General features: G+C 42.5%; 11 protein-coding genes. 5 read left to right on the top strand and 6 right to left on the bottom strand.

Going from position 1 to position 17,449, the window contains the following annotated elements:
• Window positions 1–85 precede the first annotated feature (85 nt).
• Both recF and gyrB read left to right on the top strand, forming a co-directional pair.
• Window positions 86–1,288, top strand: coding sequence for a DNA replication/repair protein RecF (gene recF, locus AC5JP1_RS10110; protein ID WP_493844024.1), 1,203 nt, complete (start codon window positions 86–88; stop codon window positions 1,286–1,288).
• A gap of 572 nt (window positions 1,289–1,860) precedes the next feature.
• Window positions 1,861–4,413, top strand: coding sequence for a DNA topoisomerase (ATP-hydrolyzing) subunit B (gene gyrB, locus AC5JP1_RS10105; protein WP_493844473.1), 2,553 nt, complete (start codon window positions 1,861–1,863; stop codon window positions 4,411–4,413).
• 338 nt (window positions 4,414–4,751) lie between these two features.
• Here gyrB and rlmF read toward each other — a convergent pair whose 3' ends face one another.
• Both rlmF and AC5JP1_RS10095 read right to left on the bottom strand, forming a co-directional pair.
• Complete coding sequence (gene rlmF / locus AC5JP1_RS10100; protein WP_493844023.1) at window positions 4,752–5,789, bottom strand: 23S rRNA (adenine(1618)-N(6))-methyltransferase RlmF; 1,038 nt, start codon at window positions 5,787–5,789, stop codon at window positions 4,752–4,754.
• Between the two features lie 87 nt (window positions 5,790–5,876).
• Window positions 5,877–6,584 (bottom strand): LysE family translocator, encoded by a 708-nt coding sequence (locus tag AC5JP1_RS10095; RefSeq protein ID WP_493844022.1) that lies wholly within the window; start codon window positions 6,582–6,584, stop codon window positions 5,877–5,879.
• 260 nt (window positions 6,585–6,844) lie between these two features.
• On the opposite strand from AC5JP1_RS10095, the gene AC5JP1_RS10090 reads away from it, so the two are divergent.
• Window positions 6,845–7,645 carry a crotonase/enoyl-CoA hydratase family protein gene (locus AC5JP1_RS10090; RefSeq protein WP_493844021.1) on the top strand — a complete coding sequence of 267 codons (801 nt, stop codon included), beginning with the start codon at window positions 6,845–6,847 and terminating at the stop codon, window positions 7,643–7,645.
• Between the two features lie 57 nt (window positions 7,646–7,702).
• A complete protein-coding gene (locus AC5JP1_RS10085; RefSeq protein WP_493844020.1) occupies window positions 7,703–11,485 on the top strand; it encodes a YobI family P-loop NTPase in 3,783 nt (1,260 codons plus the stop codon).
• 39 nt (window positions 11,486–11,524) lie between these two features.
• On the opposite strand, the gene AC5JP1_RS10080 is transcribed toward AC5JP1_RS10085, so the two are convergent.
• Window positions 11,525–11,665: a hypothetical protein gene (locus AC5JP1_RS10080; protein ID WP_493844019.1), complete on the bottom strand. Its 141-nt coding sequence runs from the start codon at window positions 11,663–11,665 to the stop codon at window positions 11,525–11,527.
• An 8-nt stretch (window positions 11,666–11,673) separates the two neighbouring features.
• Window positions 11,674–12,165: a cupin domain-containing protein gene (locus AC5JP1_RS10075; protein WP_493844018.1), complete on the bottom strand. Its 492-nt coding sequence runs from the start codon at window positions 12,163–12,165 to the stop codon at window positions 11,674–11,676.
• A 190-nt stretch (window positions 12,166–12,355) separates the two neighbouring features.
• Here AC5JP1_RS10075 and AC5JP1_RS10070 point away from each other — a divergent pair, with 190 nt between their 5' ends.
• The gene (locus AC5JP1_RS10070) at window positions 12,356–13,510 is read left to right on the top strand and encodes a MalY/PatB family protein (protein ID WP_493844017.1); all 1,155 of its coding nucleotides are present in this window, start codon (window positions 12,356–12,358) and stop codon (window positions 13,508–13,510) included.
• A gap of 133 nt (window positions 13,511–13,643) precedes the next feature.
• Here the strand turns inward: AC5JP1_RS10070 and AC5JP1_RS10065 are convergent, their stop codons facing one another.
• Together AC5JP1_RS10065 and AC5JP1_RS10060 are read right to left on the bottom strand one after the other, a co-directional pair.
• The gene (locus AC5JP1_RS10065) at window positions 13,644–14,705 is read right to left on the bottom strand and encodes a hypothetical protein (RefSeq protein WP_493844016.1); all 1,062 of its coding nucleotides are present in this window, start codon (window positions 14,703–14,705) and stop codon (window positions 13,644–13,646) included.
• 246 nt (window positions 14,706–14,951) lie between these two features.
• Window positions 14,952–16,934 carry a YadA-like family protein gene (locus tag AC5JP1_RS10060; protein ID WP_493844015.1) on the bottom strand — a complete coding sequence of 661 codons (1,983 nt, stop codon included), beginning with the start codon at window positions 16,932–16,934 and terminating at the stop codon, window positions 14,952–14,954.
• Window positions 16,935–17,449: the final 515 nt, after the last annotated feature.

Genomic DNA, 17,449 nt, shown 5'->3' with positions numbered 1-17,449 from the left:
TTTTAGAAATCTATGTGAATGAATTGAATTCAAATAAACTTTTGCCTAGTTTGGTGTCTAGAAATAACAGGCGGCTATCGATAATATGATTGAACGTCTACAAATATCAAATCTGAGAAACCTTACTCAAGTCAATTTACAGCCAACCGTTTGTAATGTCATGATCGGTGCAAACGGTAGTGGGAAAACTTCTTTACTCGAAGCTATATTTTTACTATCAAGAGGTAAAAGCTTTCGTCATCACCAGCCTAAACGCTATATTCAGCACCATCAAGATAATACCGTCGTATACGCTAAACTCAATGACAGCCGTACATTGGCTATTCAAAAGCAAGCAGACGCCACAACTATTCTACGTCTCAATCAAACCACTGTCTATAACCAAAGCGTATTAACAGAGCAGCTGCCCACGCTACTGATAGATCCTTCTACGATGGATATGTTAGAGCAGGGTAGTGCCAGTCGTCGACAGCTGCTAGATTGGCTAGTGTTTCACATGAAACATGGGTTTCATGCGCAGTGGGTAGCCTATCAACGTCTTCTAAAACAACGCAATAGTTTGCTAAAGAGCACACGTCAGTTGACTACAGTTCAGTTGGCTGAACTCAAATCGTGGGATAAAGGGCTAAGCAATCATGCTGCATTGATCCATCATTATCGTGAACGTGTCTTTACAGAGTGGCAGCCTTACTTTGCTGAAAGTGTTCTCAAACTACTGCCAACCTACGCTGAACAATTGACTCTAATGTATCAAGCTGGCTACGATACTAGTATTGCGCTGGACATACAACTTAACGAGCGATTGGAGCAAGATTTACAGTTAGGATATACCCGTATAGGCAATCATCGCTCTGATGTTCATGTGCACTGGCGCTCTGATGGTGATAATCATGCTACAAGTCTCAAAACGGCATCATCTCATGAGACGAGTGCTAAATTGCCGGCTCTAAAAGAGCAAGCAGCCAACGTCTTATCTCGTGGTGAGAAAAAACTGCTTATTACCGCACTGCGTTTGTCTCAATTACCACTGCTACTCAACAGTACTGACAACAACACTTCAGTTGATACTGGTTCGACATTAGGATTTACTCCTGTTGTATTGTTAGATGACATCACCGCAGAGTTAGATGGCAGAGCGATAAAGATTCTTTTATCAGCCTTGGCTAAGCTACCTTGTCAGGTTTTTATGACCAGTTTGACGGATGACATTGTTCCTTTAGTTAATGAGTTATGGGCAGAGCCTAAAATGTTTCACGTGAAACGTGGGCAGATATTTCCTGTTGATTAGTCTCTTACCTATCCTTGCCTATGACTTTTCCTAGTCTATTCTCAACTCTTTTATGTGATATCTACTTACCGTCATAGGGCAGATATGGCGCAGATAATCTATCGGGTCAAAACACTGACTCTCTAGCAGTAAAACTCCCAGTAAACAGTGACTTAGAGACAAAAAAATGCTAAAATAGCACTTTATTTTTGTCCTGTTCTCAGCAAGTTATTTGATTGCATCATGCAGTTAGCTTTTATCGTTTCTTAATTTTTAACATATTGATATATATACGTTTTATTTTTATATGGCTTTTATTGTGTTTAAAACAACAAAGGTCATCGTTAATAAATAGTTCGATAATTTCAATATTGTGCGCCCCTCCAAATGATCATGGTTGATAGTACATTCACCATCTATGTGCACTCAAGGTTTTGACGATAAAAGTTAATTTTAAAATGCCATCATAAAGCTTAGCCGTATAGGCGAGCTGATAAAGAAACAGCTGATAATGGCTAGATTAAGGAATGTACATGAGTGATTCATTACCTATTGACCACGAACAACTGACGTCAGATAGTGCTACCGAAACGATGGCCCCTGTTGTAGCGCCAGAAGGGTTGCCTTCTGATTATAGCTCTAAAGATATCCGTGTACTGCGCGGGTTAGAAGCGGTACGCGTGCGCCCTGGTATGTATATCGGCGACACTGACGATGGCACAGGCTTGCATCACATGGTCTTTGAGGTCGTGGATAACTCTATCGATGAAGCACTGGCCGGCCACTGTGATCAAATTGATATCATTATCCATGAAGATGAGTCTGTCAGCGTGATGGACAACGGCCGCGGCGTACCTGTTGATATTCATCCAGAAGAAGGGGTATCAGCGGCACAGGTCATCATGACGGTCCTGCATGCAGGCGGTAAGTTCGATGACAATAGCTATAAAGTATCGGGTGGCCTGCACGGGGTTGGGGTATCGGTCGTTAATGCGTTGTCCAAAAAGCTTGAGATGAATATCTGGCGTGAAGGCTATCACTACCATCAGACTTATACTGATGGAGTGCCTGACGCTGATATTCAGCAAATGGAAGCAACGGATCAAACGGGTACACAAATCCGCTTTTATCCAAGTAGTGAGGTGTTTACTGGTACGATTTTTGAGTATGATATTTTGGCAAAGCGCCTACGCGAGCTATCATTCTTGAACTCTGGCGTGCGTATCGTTCTGACCGATGAGCGCATTGATAAGCGTCACGAGTTTGAGCACAAAGGCGGACTGCTAGAGTTTGTCAGCTATATCAATGCGGGTAAAGACGGTATCAATGAAGTTTTTCATTTTACCAGTCAGCAGGATGACGGTATTAGTGTTGAAGTTGCACTGCAGTGGACGGATACTTATAACGAAAAAGTATTGTGCTTTACTAACAATATTCCGCAAAAAGACGGTGGTACGCATCTATCAGGTTTCCGCTCAGCACTCACACGTGGCTTGAACAGCTATATGGATCGCGAAAACTTGTTCAAAAAAGAGAAGGTCGCGGCGACTGGTGATGATGCTCGTGAAGGATTGACGGCCATTGTTTCAGTAAAAGTGCCAGATCCAAAGTTCTCAAGTCAGACTAAAGACAAGCTGGTATCGAGTGAAGTGAAGTCTGCTGTCGAATCAGCAATGCATGATAAGTTCAATGATTATCTGCTAGAGAACCCAAGTGCGGGTAAAGCTATTGCTAATAAAATTATGGAAGCAGCACGTGCACGTGATGCAGCCCGTAAAGCGCGTGAAATGACCCGTCGTAAGACAACGTTAGATATTGCAGGTCTGCCGGGTAAGCTGGCTGATTGCCAAGAAAAAGACCCTGTACTCTCAGAGTTATACATTGTGGAGGGTGACTCTGCAGGTGGTTCAGCTAAGCAAGGTCGTAGCCGTAAAACCCAAGCAATCTTGCCATTAAAAGGTAAGATTCTAAACGTAGAACGTGCACGTTTTGACAAGATGCTATCTTCTGCTGAAGTGGGTAATCTGATTACTGCACTAGGCTGCGGTATTGGTCCTGATGAGTACAATCCGGACAAAGTGCGCTATCACAAAATCATCATCATGACCGATGCCGATGTGGATGGCTCCCATATTCGTACTCTACTGTTGACGTTCTTCTTCCGTCAAACTCCTGAGCTGATCGAGCGTGGTTATGTATATATTGCTCAGCCACCGTTATACAAAGTCAAAAAAGGTCGTCAAGAGTTGTATTTAAAAGATGATGAAGCGCTCAAAGCGTATCTATTGTCGTCAACGATTGATAATACTAAGCTGCATATCAGTGCCGATGCGCCTGCGATTACTGGTCAAGCGCTCGAGGCGTTGCTAAATGATTATAACCAAACGCAGCTTATCAAAGCCCGTTTGCAGATTCGTTTTCCAGCGGTGATTTTGGACGCGTTGACCCACACGCCAAAGCTCAGCACTGATATGACTTATGATAAGTCTGCAATGCAGGACTGGAAAGCAGCGATGCAGCTGGAGCTTGATCATTTCGGTAGTGATTTGAACCCTGAGATTGAATTGGTCAATATTCATGCGCCTCAGCCGGAAAACATGGACGCAGCAGCAGCCGATTTACTAGGTATGGCACCAGTACTAGGCGCTGAAGAAGGTGAAGTATCAGACAGTGAGACGTTGTCTACTAAGGCTCAGTGGCTACCACGCGTCACGGTATATGTGCACCAGTTAGCACATCATTATTTGCTGGATGCTAGTTTTATTAACTCAAGTGAGTATGGCAAGCTGTTACGCTTATCGAGTGAATGGAACACCCTGCTTGAAGACGATGCCTTTATTCGCCGCGAGAGTAACAGTGGTAGTAAAGACATGCCGATACGTGACTTTGATTATCTGTGGCAGCAGATGATGCTTGACGCACGTCGTGGTCTATCGGTTCAGCGTTACAAAGGTCTGGGCGAGATGAATGCCGACCAGCTATGGGATACGACTATGGATCCTGAAAACCGCCGTATGCTACGCGTCACTATCGAAGATGCGATTGCCGCTGATCATATGTTTACCTGCTTAATGGGTGATCATGTTGAACCGCGCCGTATCTTTATCGAAGAAAACGCACTGACAGTGTCAAATTTAGACATCTAAATTTAAACTTGATCAGCAATAATATAAAAAATACCGCTTCGATAATCGAAGCGGTATTTTTTTTCACATGAAACCTTTCTTATAAAGATTGCTATACCTAGCACTTGAGATAAGGTAAAAACCACATGGCTACAAAGTCGCTCAATTAAATGACATTTTTCTTTCTTGCTATGACGACGTCTTCAGAGGCTAGAAAAAATATCACTTGATCGTATTATCTCTTTTTTATAACGTATGGACTGTATCCCAAAATATTCCCAATACAAAGCACCGCTTAGACTATCAAAGCGGCGCTTTTTTGTTTCACGTGAAACTTAAGCGTATTACGTATTCAACGACTATTCTTCGTCGGTATCAAAGCGCCACGCCAGTACACGAGTACTTTTTTGCCCTTGGCTCATCTCGATAATACGCATTTGCGCGACATTCAGCTGCTTTAATAGCAGCTGCAAAGGTTTCACGTTTTCAGATTTTGAGACCAGTGTCGTGAACCAACCAACGTGTTCTGCAAAGCTTTGACTTTCTTTTGCCATCTTGGTCAAGAAAGCAATCTCGCCACCTTCGCTCCATAGCTCTTTATGCTGTCCACCGAAGTTTAGGTTTTGCGCCGCGTTACCTGACTTGGTTGAATGACGGCTGATTTGCTCGCTTTCATTTTTACCGCGATGGCGTTGCAAATTGTGCTGCTTGCGGCTGTTGGCTTCCATCGCTTCTTCTAATGACGCGTGAAATGGAGGGTTACAAACCACCACATCGAAGTAATCTTGACGACCGATGATGTTCTTAAAGATAAACTTAGGCTCAGGTTGCAGCTTTACTTTGATTGCGCTTTTTAGCTTAGGATTGGCGTCACAGATAAGGGCGGCAGTATTGACCGAAATCGGATCGATATCACTTGCCGTAAAGCGCCAACCGTAGCTTTGGCTACCGACGATCGGATAGATCGCACTGGCACCCGTACCAACATCAAGGGCATGAATCTCTTTGCCTGTTGGCGGTGTGTTGTCGGCATTGACGTGCGTGGTCTGTGCGAGTAAATCCGCAATATAGTGGATATAATCGGCACGTCCAGGGATAGGCGGACATAAATAGCCGTCTGGAATATCCCAAAACTTAACACCGTAATAATTTGCCAGTAGCGCCTTATTCAGTACACGAACCGCTTGATGATCCGAGAAATTAATCGTCGGCTCGCCTTTGGGGTTGGTGATGGTGTGATCAGCAAGCTCAGGCAACGCGCGTGTCAATACGGCAAAGTCATAACGACCTTGGTGCGGGTTACGTGGGTGCAACTGACCGAGTTTCTTTGCGGTCGCAGGAGATCTATTTCTATGTTTATTATTTGCAGGGTTACGGGTCATGGGCTTACTAGTCATAATGTCAGGCTACGATATATGGATATAAGTAGCCAGTGTAGCAGATTTCGCAGGTTGCTAATTGTTTATCCACGTTTTATCGATCGCTTATCTGTGACGAAAGATCAGGTTGAGTCCCAATACGATCATCGCTGACCCCAATACACGGTCAATCCAATGCTCAAAACGCTGAAAGCGGCGGTGAATTGCAGGGATAGAGAGCAGCATCACCACGGTGCTAAACCATGCCATCTGTAGCACCATCATCCATACACCATAGATGGCCAATTGCCAAAATGGGATGTCTGGCGATAAGACGAGGGTAAAGATAGCCACAAAATACACAGGCGCTTTTGGATTAAAGACATTGCAGAAAAATCCACGGCGTAATGTGGCAACGGTAGGCTCAGCATTCAAAGATTCACTATTTACAGATTTGATATGCGTAGGTGCGTTTTGCTTCGCTTGTAAGTGATCAGTAGGTGCGTTCTCTTGCGTTACCGATGTTGCTAGTTCTGCTGGCTTTTTTGGTTTTGCCTGAATACCTTGCCACCCTAGATAGATCAAATAGCCACCACCCAACCATTTAATCGCGGTCAATAGTGGCTGCGAGTGAGCAATGACTGTTGCTAGTCCCAGCACCGAATAGATAATATGCACCGACAGCCCTAATGTAATCCCCAAACTACAAATCAAACCAGTACGGCGACCCTTAGCTAACGTCTGCTGTGAAACCAAGACAAAATCAGGACCGGGTGAGGCGGCTGCTAGTAAATGAACGCTCGTGATAAGCAAAAACCCATGCCAAAATTCCATAAAATACTCTGTACGCTACCTGAATCTGAATCATAGTTGCACTTATCGTAAATGAGGTCAACTTTTATCGATTATGCTTCATACAAGTCATCTCTACTGCTTGTGTTATGGCAGCATGATGTCTATATTAAAAGTCAGATTAAAGACAGAACTATCGACAAAGCGCTATCAATATATCTCTATCAATAAGCAATCGAGATGGAGCGATGTGAGCGATATAACCACTTAATACAAAGAATTATTTTAACAAGGACAGTACCATGACAACGGACAGTAATACTCAAGACAATCGCATCACCTATGATACTGACGGTCACGTCTGCCTTATAGGGCTAAATCGCGCCAACAAACGCAACGCCTTTGACAGTCATATGATCACCCAGCTATCGGACGCACTGACCCAATATGAAAACGATGATCATTTACGCTGTGCGCTTATCTTCGCCCATGGCGATCACTTCACCGCTGGGCTTGATCTGGTTGAGCTACAAGACAAGCTAAACGACGGTGTGTTTGAGTTTGATGACAATCAAATTGACCCATGGGGCATTAGCGGACGCTTACGCACTAAACCTGTGGTCGTGGCGGTAAAAGGCACTTGCTTTACGGTAGCTATCGAGCTGATGCTCAATAGTGACGTGGTCATTGCCAGTGATAACTGTAACTTTGCCCAAATGGAAGTCCAACGCGGCATCATGCCGTTTGGCGGGGCGACGGTACGGTTTGTCGCAGCGGCAGGCTGGCAAAAAGCCATGCCGTATCTGCTTACAGGTAAAGCGTTCGATGCGCAAACGGCTGATCGACTGAATTTGGTCAGTGAAGTGGTGGCAAATGGGACTGAATATGAGCGTGCATTGACGCTGGCACAAGAAATCAGCAAAGCTGCGCCGCTAGGAGTCAGAGGCGCGCTATCCTCAGCGCAAGATGCGAGCCGCAATGGTGCCGCGACGGCATTGGCCAATATCCATAGCTACTTGCCGCCGCTCTTTCATTCAGAGGATGCAAAGGAGGGTGTGATGGCGATGGTTGAGAGAAGGGAAGCTGAGTTTAAGGGGAGGTAGCTTGAAAGCTTTAAAAACTAATTCTATAACATATTACTAGACAAGGAAATTTAAGAAATGGAGAAAGTAGTATTCAACTATAGAATAAGTTTAGAAAAGCTGAATAAGTCTGTAGTGAAGAATGATCAACAAGCTCATTCTTTATCACCTCTAAACAATCTGGATCAAGGAGAGGAAAAAGAGAGTTATGAAAAATATGAGAATAGACTAATATCTGCACTAAATGAGGAAGGTGTCTTCAACATAGCTGTAACAGGAATATATGGTTCAGGAAAAAGTAGTATCTTGAATACCTTTAAGAAAAAATATAAAGAAAAGAGTCAATGGAATTTTTTAGATATCTCTCTTTCTTCTTTTCAGATCAATAAAGATGCTTTGCCAGATGACAAAGACTCAAATGCTATTGATGAAAAAAATAGTGATATGAAAATAGAAGATGAGTTAACGCCTGAGCAGATTCAGCTTATAGAAAGAAGCATACTACAACAGTTCTTTTATGCTGTACCTCAAAATGAAATTCCCTTATCAAGGTTTAAACGAATTACTGGTAGTGCCTTAACTAATAAAATTACAGCTTTGTTAGTAATAATTCTAACTGTAAGTGGGTTGATAGTTTTTGATAAAGTTGACTACATTGAAACTATCTATACTCTACCTACTTGGCTACCAGAGTTAGCGTTTTGGTGTTTTTCAATATGTTTTGTGATATTGCTCTATAAGTTGTTAAATGTTTCTTTTGAACTATCTGAGATTAAGCTAAACTTTCATAACTCAGAATTTAATATAAAAAACGAAAAAGAAAAGTCTATTCTAAACGATCATTTAGATGAAATTTTATATTTTTTTGAAGCTACTGGAAAAAATGTTGTTATTATCGAAGATTTAGATCGGTTCAATAATAACGAAATTTTTGTAAGGCTGCGCGAACTTAACTCTATGATAAACAAGTATTGTGAAGATAGAGTGGTCTTCTTATATGCTATTAAAGACGATATGTTTACTGACAGTGAGAGAAGTAAATTCTTTGAGTATATCATTCCTATCATTCCGATTATTAACCCAACAAATGCATATGATTTAATCCAAAAGAATTATAAAGAAGTGGTAAAAGATATAGATAAACGTTTTCTGAGGAATGCTTGTTTATATTTTGATGATATGAGACTGGTGAAAAATATTTTAAATGAATATCAAGACTATGATAATCATCTAAAATATTTACAGCTAGATAAGAACCAAGTTTTTGCTATAGTTGTATATAAAAACTACTATCCAAACGATTTTTCAAAACTGAATTCGAACAGAGGATTGATATACGATATATTTAATAATGTAAAAATTAGTTTAATAGATAAAAAGATAGCGGAAATTACTGAAAGGATTCATGAATTAGAAGGAAGGAAGTTAGAGCTTTCAAATGAAATGTTATTATCTATTGACGAGCTCAATGCTGTTTATAGCTACTATTTAAATAGTGTGATTCGCAAGAAACATGATGTTGTTAAATACATAAAGGTTGATGGTGAAGCGGTCAATATTGATGGGTATGACGAAAATGTATTTCTAAAACTTGAAAGCTTGAAAAATAATAAAATTGAATTTAACTCTCAAAATAATAACTCTTACTGGTTTGAGTCTAGTAGTGTATCTTTTTCGGATGTTGAGGATTCAACTAATTCGCAGCTCATCTATAGTGAGCGCTTAGCTATTATAAGAGCTAAAACCAACGAGGAACAAAAAGAGATATCTAATAGTTTAAACAGACTCAAGGAGGATTTTTACACTATTAAAAATAAGACGATAAAGAGTTTGCTTCAGGATATAGATATAAAACAATTACTTCAGGATGAAGAAATACCAGATATTCCTGAACAGTTAATGTTTTTTATTATAAATGGCTACATTAATGAGAACTATCCTGATTATGTTTCTCTATTTTTTGAGTCGTCTATATCGAGATCAGATAAAAACTATGCGATGGTTGTTAATGGACGTCAAATGCCTAAGTTTGAGCTAGAGTTAACCCATCACAGCGAACTGTTATCAAGTTACTTATCAGAAGATGAGATGAGTACATCTAGTGTTTTAAATATTAGCATGCTGGGATATTTGTTGCAGACTACTGATTTTGTGAAGCATAAGCAGAATTTTTTATATAAAATTTGTGATAAATCAGATATCTCAGTTGAGTTTTTAGCTCTTTTGTTTAATAAGGACGTCAGTTATCTCAGCTTACTCATTCCTATACTTATAAAGCAAGATGATACTGTTTTTGATGAGATGCAGGATGATAGCGAAGACGAACAGACAACTAATAATTACTCAAAAATTATCAGATATGGTATTGATATTCTAGATAGCTCCAGCTATCTATCTGAAAAAATTAATAGATTTTTATCCCAAAGAAACGATTATATCGATTTTTTAATGAATTCTCTTTCAGAGAATGAAGAAAAATTCAAACAGCTCAGTCTTTCCATAAAACCTAAGTTTTCTCGCCTAAATGCTACAAACCTTGATCTATTCAACTGGCTTGGTGAACAAGGATTTTTTTCTATCGAGTTAGATATAATCAAGGCTGCTTTGATGGGTAATTTATCACTATCACTAGATGAACTAGAAAATAGGCTTAAAAACACACCATTAACAACAATATGTGATTCTGAAATCAACTATTTAGTTAAAGATTTTTGGTCTGAAAACCTATTAGAATATATAAGAGTTATTTTACTGGATGCAGATGAAAACACCTCATATTCTGAAGATGAAGATGTTTATATTAAAACTTTAAACTTATTAGGTCATCCTAATGTAATTATAGAGAAGTTTATTGACATCACTTCCACTAAAATTAAAGATATAAGTACAGTCAAGAACTATCACATCCAACAATATCTTGTCGGTAGCTTGAAAGTCCAATATTCATGGTCAAATATTTTTAAGTATTTTTCTGTCTCTTATGAAGACGAAGATGACCAAGGTGCTTATCGGGAGATAGATAGCTCACTTGTCAAATTCTTGGAAAATGGACAAGACTACTTACAAATAGTTGATTATACAGAGTCAGTTGTTATAGACATTGAAGACTGGGAAGCTACTAAAGCTGAGTTCGATAATCATCTCTTTAAATGTGACAGTTTGAGTGATGAAGCATACGAAAAGCTAATCGGCATGACTGATAAAAACTGGGACAATTCATATTTAAAGAATATAAGCCAAGAGAAAATTCAGACTCTAATATCTCTTGGAAAGCTAAGCTTAACTCCTGAAAACTGGGAACAAGTCAAAAGATATGCATCAAAAGAAGTGCTCTTGAATTTTTTAGTTAAATATCATCAAACAGTAATATATGATTTGGATTCTGTCGAGCTTCGCCCAGAAGATATCGAAGCCTTATTTTGTTCTGATGAAATTAGTAACCAACACAAGCAAGTTTTAGCTGAGTCTAAAGCTATCAACCTTATAGAAAGTAATGAGACTGTTCGTAAGAAAATTATTGAAATATATGAAAGTGAGAGAATGTCTTTGCATATTTATGACAAGCTTCTTAAATATGCTGATCCTAAGGAGTTGAGGGAATTATTGCTAAAACAAATCAGGTATTTAGATAAACAGGAAATCTTAAAAATACTGAAACTATTAGACGATCCCTATCAAAAACTAGCTAATAATCAAGAGGTTGAGTTCGAAAATACTGATGAAAACTATACTTTACTAAGAGCATTGAATGTAGCCCAAATAGTAATGAGAATCCCTAAGCCAACAAGACCAAAGGGTAGTTTAGCTGGTAAAAAAGTGCTCTCTACAAGATTACAAACCCATGTTCTTTCTGATGAATAATAGTTGCCTTGTGATGCGTTTTAGCCCTGACAGTAGCGGCTATCCTGCTTGGATAGGCGTGTTGCGAAGGCTAGGTTTTGGAGCAGTATCGTGACCAAACAGGAATGCCCCAAACCGTAGCCTCGCCACGCCTAGATAAGCAGATAATAACGGATGGCAGGATTGGCTACTTTCTGCCATTACATAGTTTATACCTCACCCAAATCTTCCATATCCACATACTCTTTTTTGCCATGTATCTTATACATCTTACGGTCGATCTCTGGATACAGGGTAATATCAATATCAGGTCGGCTACCGCCCATCAAATAAGTGGCATCGGCATCGCTATCATTGCGCATCGAGTGCGCCGCACCGTGCGCAGGGAACGCCGCAAAGTCGCCAGCCTTTAGCGAATAATGCTCATCGCCATAGCGCAGTGACAGCTCACCTGACAGCACATAAATAAACTCATCTGACTCTTCATGATAGTGATGGGTCGTCGTCTCATCGCCTGACTCTACCCGTACAAGGTGCAAGCCAAATTTGGTCAGACCGACGATATCACTGAGCGACACTGTATGGCGAATAGCGTGCTCGTTGAACTGATGGACATGCTTGTTCTCGGTAATGTTATCGATATCGGATTTGGTTAAGACATATGTTTGCGTGTCTGTAGATGGCTTTTGTTCTGTCGTCATCATCAGTCTCCATGATTTTTATTTTGAGTTCACACAGTTATTATCTAACAGTATTAGGTTGCAAAAAGTACAAAGTAGGCATGATTTTGTTAATGTCATCGCGCGTTTGTCTAATTCTCACAAAGCGATTGGTGATGATGCGATTCCTGTTGTACTCTAGGTCATTATCTTTAGATTTAGGAGCGTGCAGGTGTCATATAACTTTGATGAAGTCGTCGACAGAAGGGATACAGGGTCGCTCAAATGGCACTATAGCGATGATACGATTCCGCTATGGGTAGCAGATATGGATTTCAAAGCTGCCCCGCCTATCTTAAACGCGATTGAGCAAGCCGTGCAGCATGGCATACTAGGTTATACCAAACCTACCAAAGCACTGTATAACGCAATCATTAATTGGCATGGCAGTCGCTATGATTTGGCGCTTAATCAAGAAAATATATTGTTCTCTCCAGGGGTGGTGCCAAGCCTAGCGCTAATGATGAATGTCTTTACCGATGCAGGGGATGCGGTACTGGTCAACGCTCCGATCTATACACCATTTATGAGTAAGGTTGAGCAAAATGGGCGCACGCTCATTACTTCCTCACTACAAGAGAGCGAAGACAAATATCGTTTGAATTTGGCTGATATTGAAGCCAAGATTATTGAGCATGATGTGAAGCTATATTTACTTTGCAATCCACACAATCCGGGCGGGCGCGTGTGGACAGCAGATGAGCTGAATACACTGCTTACCATTTGCAAAAAACATGATGTGGCGATTGTCAGTGACGAGATTCACCAAGATTTGACCCTGAGTGGGTATGCTTTTACACCGTTTTTAACACTAGCGGCAGGGTATGAGCATAAGGTAGTTAGCCTAACCTCTATGACCAAAACCTTCAATATCGCTGGTATCAAAGGCTCAATGATTTTTGCTAAGGATGCAGCATTAATCCAAAAAATCAGCCAGCAGCAGCAGCTAAACGACGAGTATGAACTGAATTTATTTGCATACACAGCGATGCGTAGTGCGTATAGCGAGGGCAGTGAATGGTTGTCACAGGCGCTGGAATATGTTGAGGGTAATATTGATCTAACCATGCAGTATTTCGCTGAGCACTTGCCTAAGATCAAAGTCATGCGTCCAGAAGCGTCCTATTTGATCTGGCTAGATTGCGCAGCTTATAGTCAAGACGATCAACAACTTTATGATGCGCTGCGTGCGGCAAAAGTGGAGCTCAATGCCGGGATTAAATATGGTGAAGAAGGGCACTCAAAAATGCGCCTTAATGTAGCTTGTCCTCGAGCAGTGTTGGTAGAGGGATTAAACCGCATCCATCACGCTTTGAGTACTATATAGCTTCTATATATAAAAGCTACATACAGAAGCTATTATCAAATGATTTGCTCATAAGTTTCGTCATAGTGAGATATAAAAAACCCCGCAATAGCGGGGTTTTTGCTGTTCATAGCATGACTAATAGTTGTTAGGATTACTGAGCTGCTTTGTAATAATCAACAAGCATGGTACCTAACGTGCCGTTCTCATCAATCGTTACGATACTGACTTGACCTGTCTGCGAGGCGGTACTTGATTTAACTTGTCCTGCATTACCCAAGACGACTTGATGTTTATTGGTTGCTTTGACGCCGTTACCGATAGCGATGCTGTTCAAACCGCTAGCAACTGAGATATTACCGATAGCAATAGATGCTTCACCCTGTGCTGCAGCAGCTTCACCAACTGCTGTTGCACGTATGCCACTAGCATTGGCTAGGTGACCAAATGCTTGCGCACGCTCGCCCGTGGCTTTTGATTTCCAGCCGATAGAGGTGGAGCCCAGACCTGCTGCATTGGCTTCGCCGCCGACCGCTGTGGCAGAGTTCATGCCAGCATTGGCTTTGTTACCGACCGCGACAGTGTCATTAGTTCCACCAGCCATTGCAGCTTCACCGACTGCCGTTGCACGTACACCGCTAGCATTGGCGAGATGACCAAATGCTTGTGCTCGCTCAGCAGTGGCTTTTGATTGCCAACCGATAGAGGTCGACCCCAGACCCGCTGCATTGGCTTCACCGCCGACCGCTGTGGCAGAGTTCATGCCAGCATTGGCTTTGTTACCGACCGCAACAGTATCGTTAGTTCCACCAGCCATCGCTGCTTCACCGACTGCCGTTGCACGTACACCGCTAGCATTGGCGAGATGACCAAATGCTTGCGCACGCTCAGCAGTGGCTTTTGATTGCCAACCGATAGAGGTAGATCCTAGACCGGCTGCATTAGCTTGACCACCGACCGCTGTGGCAGAATTCATGCCAGCATTGGCTTTGCTACCGATAGCGACAGTGTCGTTAGTACCGCCAGCAGTTGCTGCGCTACCGCAGGCAATAGCAGACTTGACGTTGCTAGTGGCACCCATGATGGTTTGGGTATTGGCATCATTAATCTGACATTCAGCTGCCATCACAGCGGTAGTGCTCAAAGACGCTGCTGCAACTGTTAGGGCAAGAGTGCTGATCTTTCGTGCTGAGTATGACGAGACTGCAATTTTCATAATTTTTCCTCTGTTAAAATAGTTAAAGACTTCCTAGTAGTTTTAATGGAACCGTAAACACGTCTCTGTGAAACGAATTTTTATTTATTTTAAGTAAACCTCTAACGCTAAGAGATATCTACCTCGCTATGTTCAAATACGCATGAAGACGAGGTAGATATCCGTGTATTGACTAGCCTGTACATCGATTAATAGATGAGCCAGTGGCTAAGCCAAAATCATCAAAAGAAAATCACTAAGCAACACTTACCAAGCAAAGGTTACCCCGCCGCGTGCGCCTACTTTACCCGTGTCAGTACCGAAGCCTGCACCAGTTGAGATAGTGATACTGTCACTGACTCGACCAGCGAACGAGGCGCTGATGGCTGAGCTGCTATTGTAATAACCCGTACCGATAGTCATGGCGTAGCGCTTACCTGAAGGGATCACTGGGGTTTCCATCGATAGAGCCATCGCAATACCATCTTCTGCTTCATCTAAGCGGTCTTCTTGACGGTTGTATTGACTGCGCAAATCGTTGAATTGTCTTGATGTTGCTAGTGACTCCATATTAAGAGTACCTAGCGTACCACTTGCATCCGCTGTCACAATATTGGTTACGCCAGATTGTGATAGAGTGCTCTCTTGCAGTTGGTTTGTGCTACCTAAGACGATTTGATTGTCGTTTGCCGCTGCAGCACCGTTACCGATAGCGATACCGTTTGAGCCACTAGCAGATGACTGATTACCCAGTGCTACTGATCCTGCACCTTGTGCTTGCGCAGCTTCACCCACGGCGGTAGAGCGTTCGCCAGTTGCAGATGCTAGATGACCGAATGCCTGTGCACGAACGCCACTAGCGGTTGACTGCCAGCCGATTGCGGTCGCACCCGCTTGCGTTGCTTGGGCTTGTGCGCCGATAGCAGTAGAAGAGGTACCAGAAGCGGTCGTTTGACGCTCGCCGCTTCTATCGCCACCAATTGCTACACCGTCAAGACCTGAGGCGACTGAGTTATTACCAATAGCAATTGCATTGTCTGATTCAGCACTAGCATCTTCACCTACAGCAAGTGAGCGTACGCCAGAAGCACTGGCTAGATGACCAAAAGCCTGCGCCCTCTCTGCGGTAGCCGTTGCACGCCAACCCACAGCGGTCGCACCTGCAGTCTCACCCGTAGAAGTTAGAGAGCCTGCGTTTAAATCTGTACCATCCGCCACTGTTCCGGTAAAGGCTTCGCCGCCCAATACCGTCGTCGAATTACCATTGGCTTGAGTCTTGTTACCGATAGCCACGGTATCGTTAGTCCCGCCAGCAAAAGCATCTTCACCGACTGCGGTAGAACGAACACCAGTAGCACTGGCTAAATGACCGACTGCGGTCGCTCTCTCTGCCGTAGCCGTTGCACGCCAACCAAGGGCAGTAGCACCTGCTGTCTCGCCTGTAGAAGTTAGAGCACCTGCATTTAAGTCTGTACCATCAGCCACTGTTCCAGTAAAGGCTTCGCCGCCCAATACCGTCGTCGAATTACCATTGGCCTGCGTCAAGTTACCAACAGCCACGGTATCATTGGTCCCGCCAGCAAAAGCTGCTTCACCAACTGCAGTAGAGCGTACACCATTTGCTTGAGCCAAATGACCGAATGCTTGCGCACGCTCTGCATTTGCACCCGACTGCCAACCGATAGCAGTGGCACCAGGACCAGTTGCTACTGACTCGCCACCAACCGCTGTCGTAGAGTTGCCTTGCGCGCTAGCACCAGCACCGATTGCTATAGCGTCATTACCATTGGCATTTGAGCCAACACCATCTTCGTCTAAGTTCCCGTCATTATTGACATCATTATTACCACCAATCGCGATAGCACCGTTACCTGTCGCCGTGGCATCCTCACCGACAGCAACTGACTGAACACCGATTGCAGAGGTCTGATGACCCAGTGCAGTTGATCGATTGCCTGCAGTAACTGCTTGCCAGCCGATAGCTGTGGCACCCGGACCGCTCGCCACTGACTCACCGCCAACCGCTGTAGTTGAGTTACCAGTTGCTGTAGAGTCTGTACCAACAGCAAGTGCATCTACACCTGTTGCAGCCGCATTGACACCGCACTCTAGAGCAGTGGCATCGGTACCTGCATTACAGTCTGGCGTTGCATCAGCAAAAGCAGAAACCGAAGTCAATGTTGCTGCAGCAACTGCTAAAGTGAGTGAGCTAAGCTTAAGTACTGAGCGCTTTGAAAATTCCTTTTGCATAATCTTATTCCTTTGATAAAAGCTCCTACGAGCCTTGTGGTTGGTACGACAAGTGTGAGTAAAGGCGTATTGACCCCCATATTTATAGGGCATTTATCTAAATGATTTAATGGTTTATTGTCTCTGTGATAGTAAGAACCTCTTAACAATGTACACGGAGTCGTAACAAAAATCGACTAATATTTCGCTATTGTTTGAATATTTTTTTTATTGGATAGCAGTGCTTTATCGTCATTTAAGGATAGGTGTTAAGTGGGTGTAGTCGTTGTACTTTTGAGAAGATTTATAGCTAAAACATACTGACTAAAGAGCCGCTATAAAAAGTAAGAGTCGTTATATAGACATGGTGCTATAGCAAGTGAAAAGTCAGGAAAGTCTTGAACATACAACAATACGATTGAAAAATAATAGGATGCCAGAGGACAAGGTCGTTTAAATGACAGGATTGAATGTTTTTTCCAAAGAAAATGATTGAATAGTAAAATATTGCGGAGGAAGTAACCCTTATGAGGCGT

It is taken from the genome of Psychrobacter sp. H29, from assembly GCF_059073055.1.
The sequence above is the reverse complement of the archived record's forward strand: the minus strand, read 5'-3'. Positions and strand labels throughout refer to the sequence as shown.

What these genes read in the sequence shown, in the direction of transcription:
- recF (WP_493844024.1), top strand. Translation starts at nt 86, where the DNA reads ATGATTGAACGTCTACAAATATCAAATCTGAGAAACCTTACTCAAGTC.
- gyrB (WP_493844473.1), top strand. Translation starts at nt 1,861, where the DNA reads ATGGCCCCTGTTGTAGCGCCAGAAGGGTTGCCTTCTGATTATAGCTCT.
- rlmF (WP_493844023.1), bottom strand. Translation starts at nt 5,789, where the DNA reads ATGACTAGTAAGCCCATGACCCGTAACCCTGCAAATAATAAACATAGA.
- AC5JP1_RS10095 (WP_493844022.1), bottom strand. Translation starts at nt 6,584, where the DNA reads ATGGAATTTTGGCATGGGTTTTTGCTTATCACGAGCGTTCATTTACTA.
- AC5JP1_RS10090 (WP_493844021.1), top strand. Translation starts at nt 6,845, where the DNA reads ATGACAACGGACAGTAATACTCAAGACAATCGCATCACCTATGATACT.
- AC5JP1_RS10085 (WP_493844020.1), top strand. Translation starts at nt 7,703, where the DNA reads ATGGAGAAAGTAGTATTCAACTATAGAATAAGTTTAGAAAAGCTGAAT.
- AC5JP1_RS10080 (WP_493844019.1), bottom strand. Translation starts at nt 11,665, where the DNA reads ATGGCAGAAAGTAGCCAATCCTGCCATCCGTTATTATCTGCTTATCTA.
- AC5JP1_RS10075 (WP_493844018.1), bottom strand. Translation starts at nt 12,165, where the DNA reads ATGACGACAGAACAAAAGCCATCTACAGACACGCAAACATATGTCTTA.
- AC5JP1_RS10065 (WP_493844016.1), bottom strand. Translation starts at nt 14,705, where the DNA reads ATGAAAATTGCAGTCTCGTCATACTCAGCACGAAAGATCAGCACTCTT.
- AC5JP1_RS10060 (WP_493844015.1), bottom strand. Translation starts at nt 16,934, where the DNA reads ATGCAAAAGGAATTTTCAAAGCGCTCAGTACTTAAGCTTAGCTCACTC.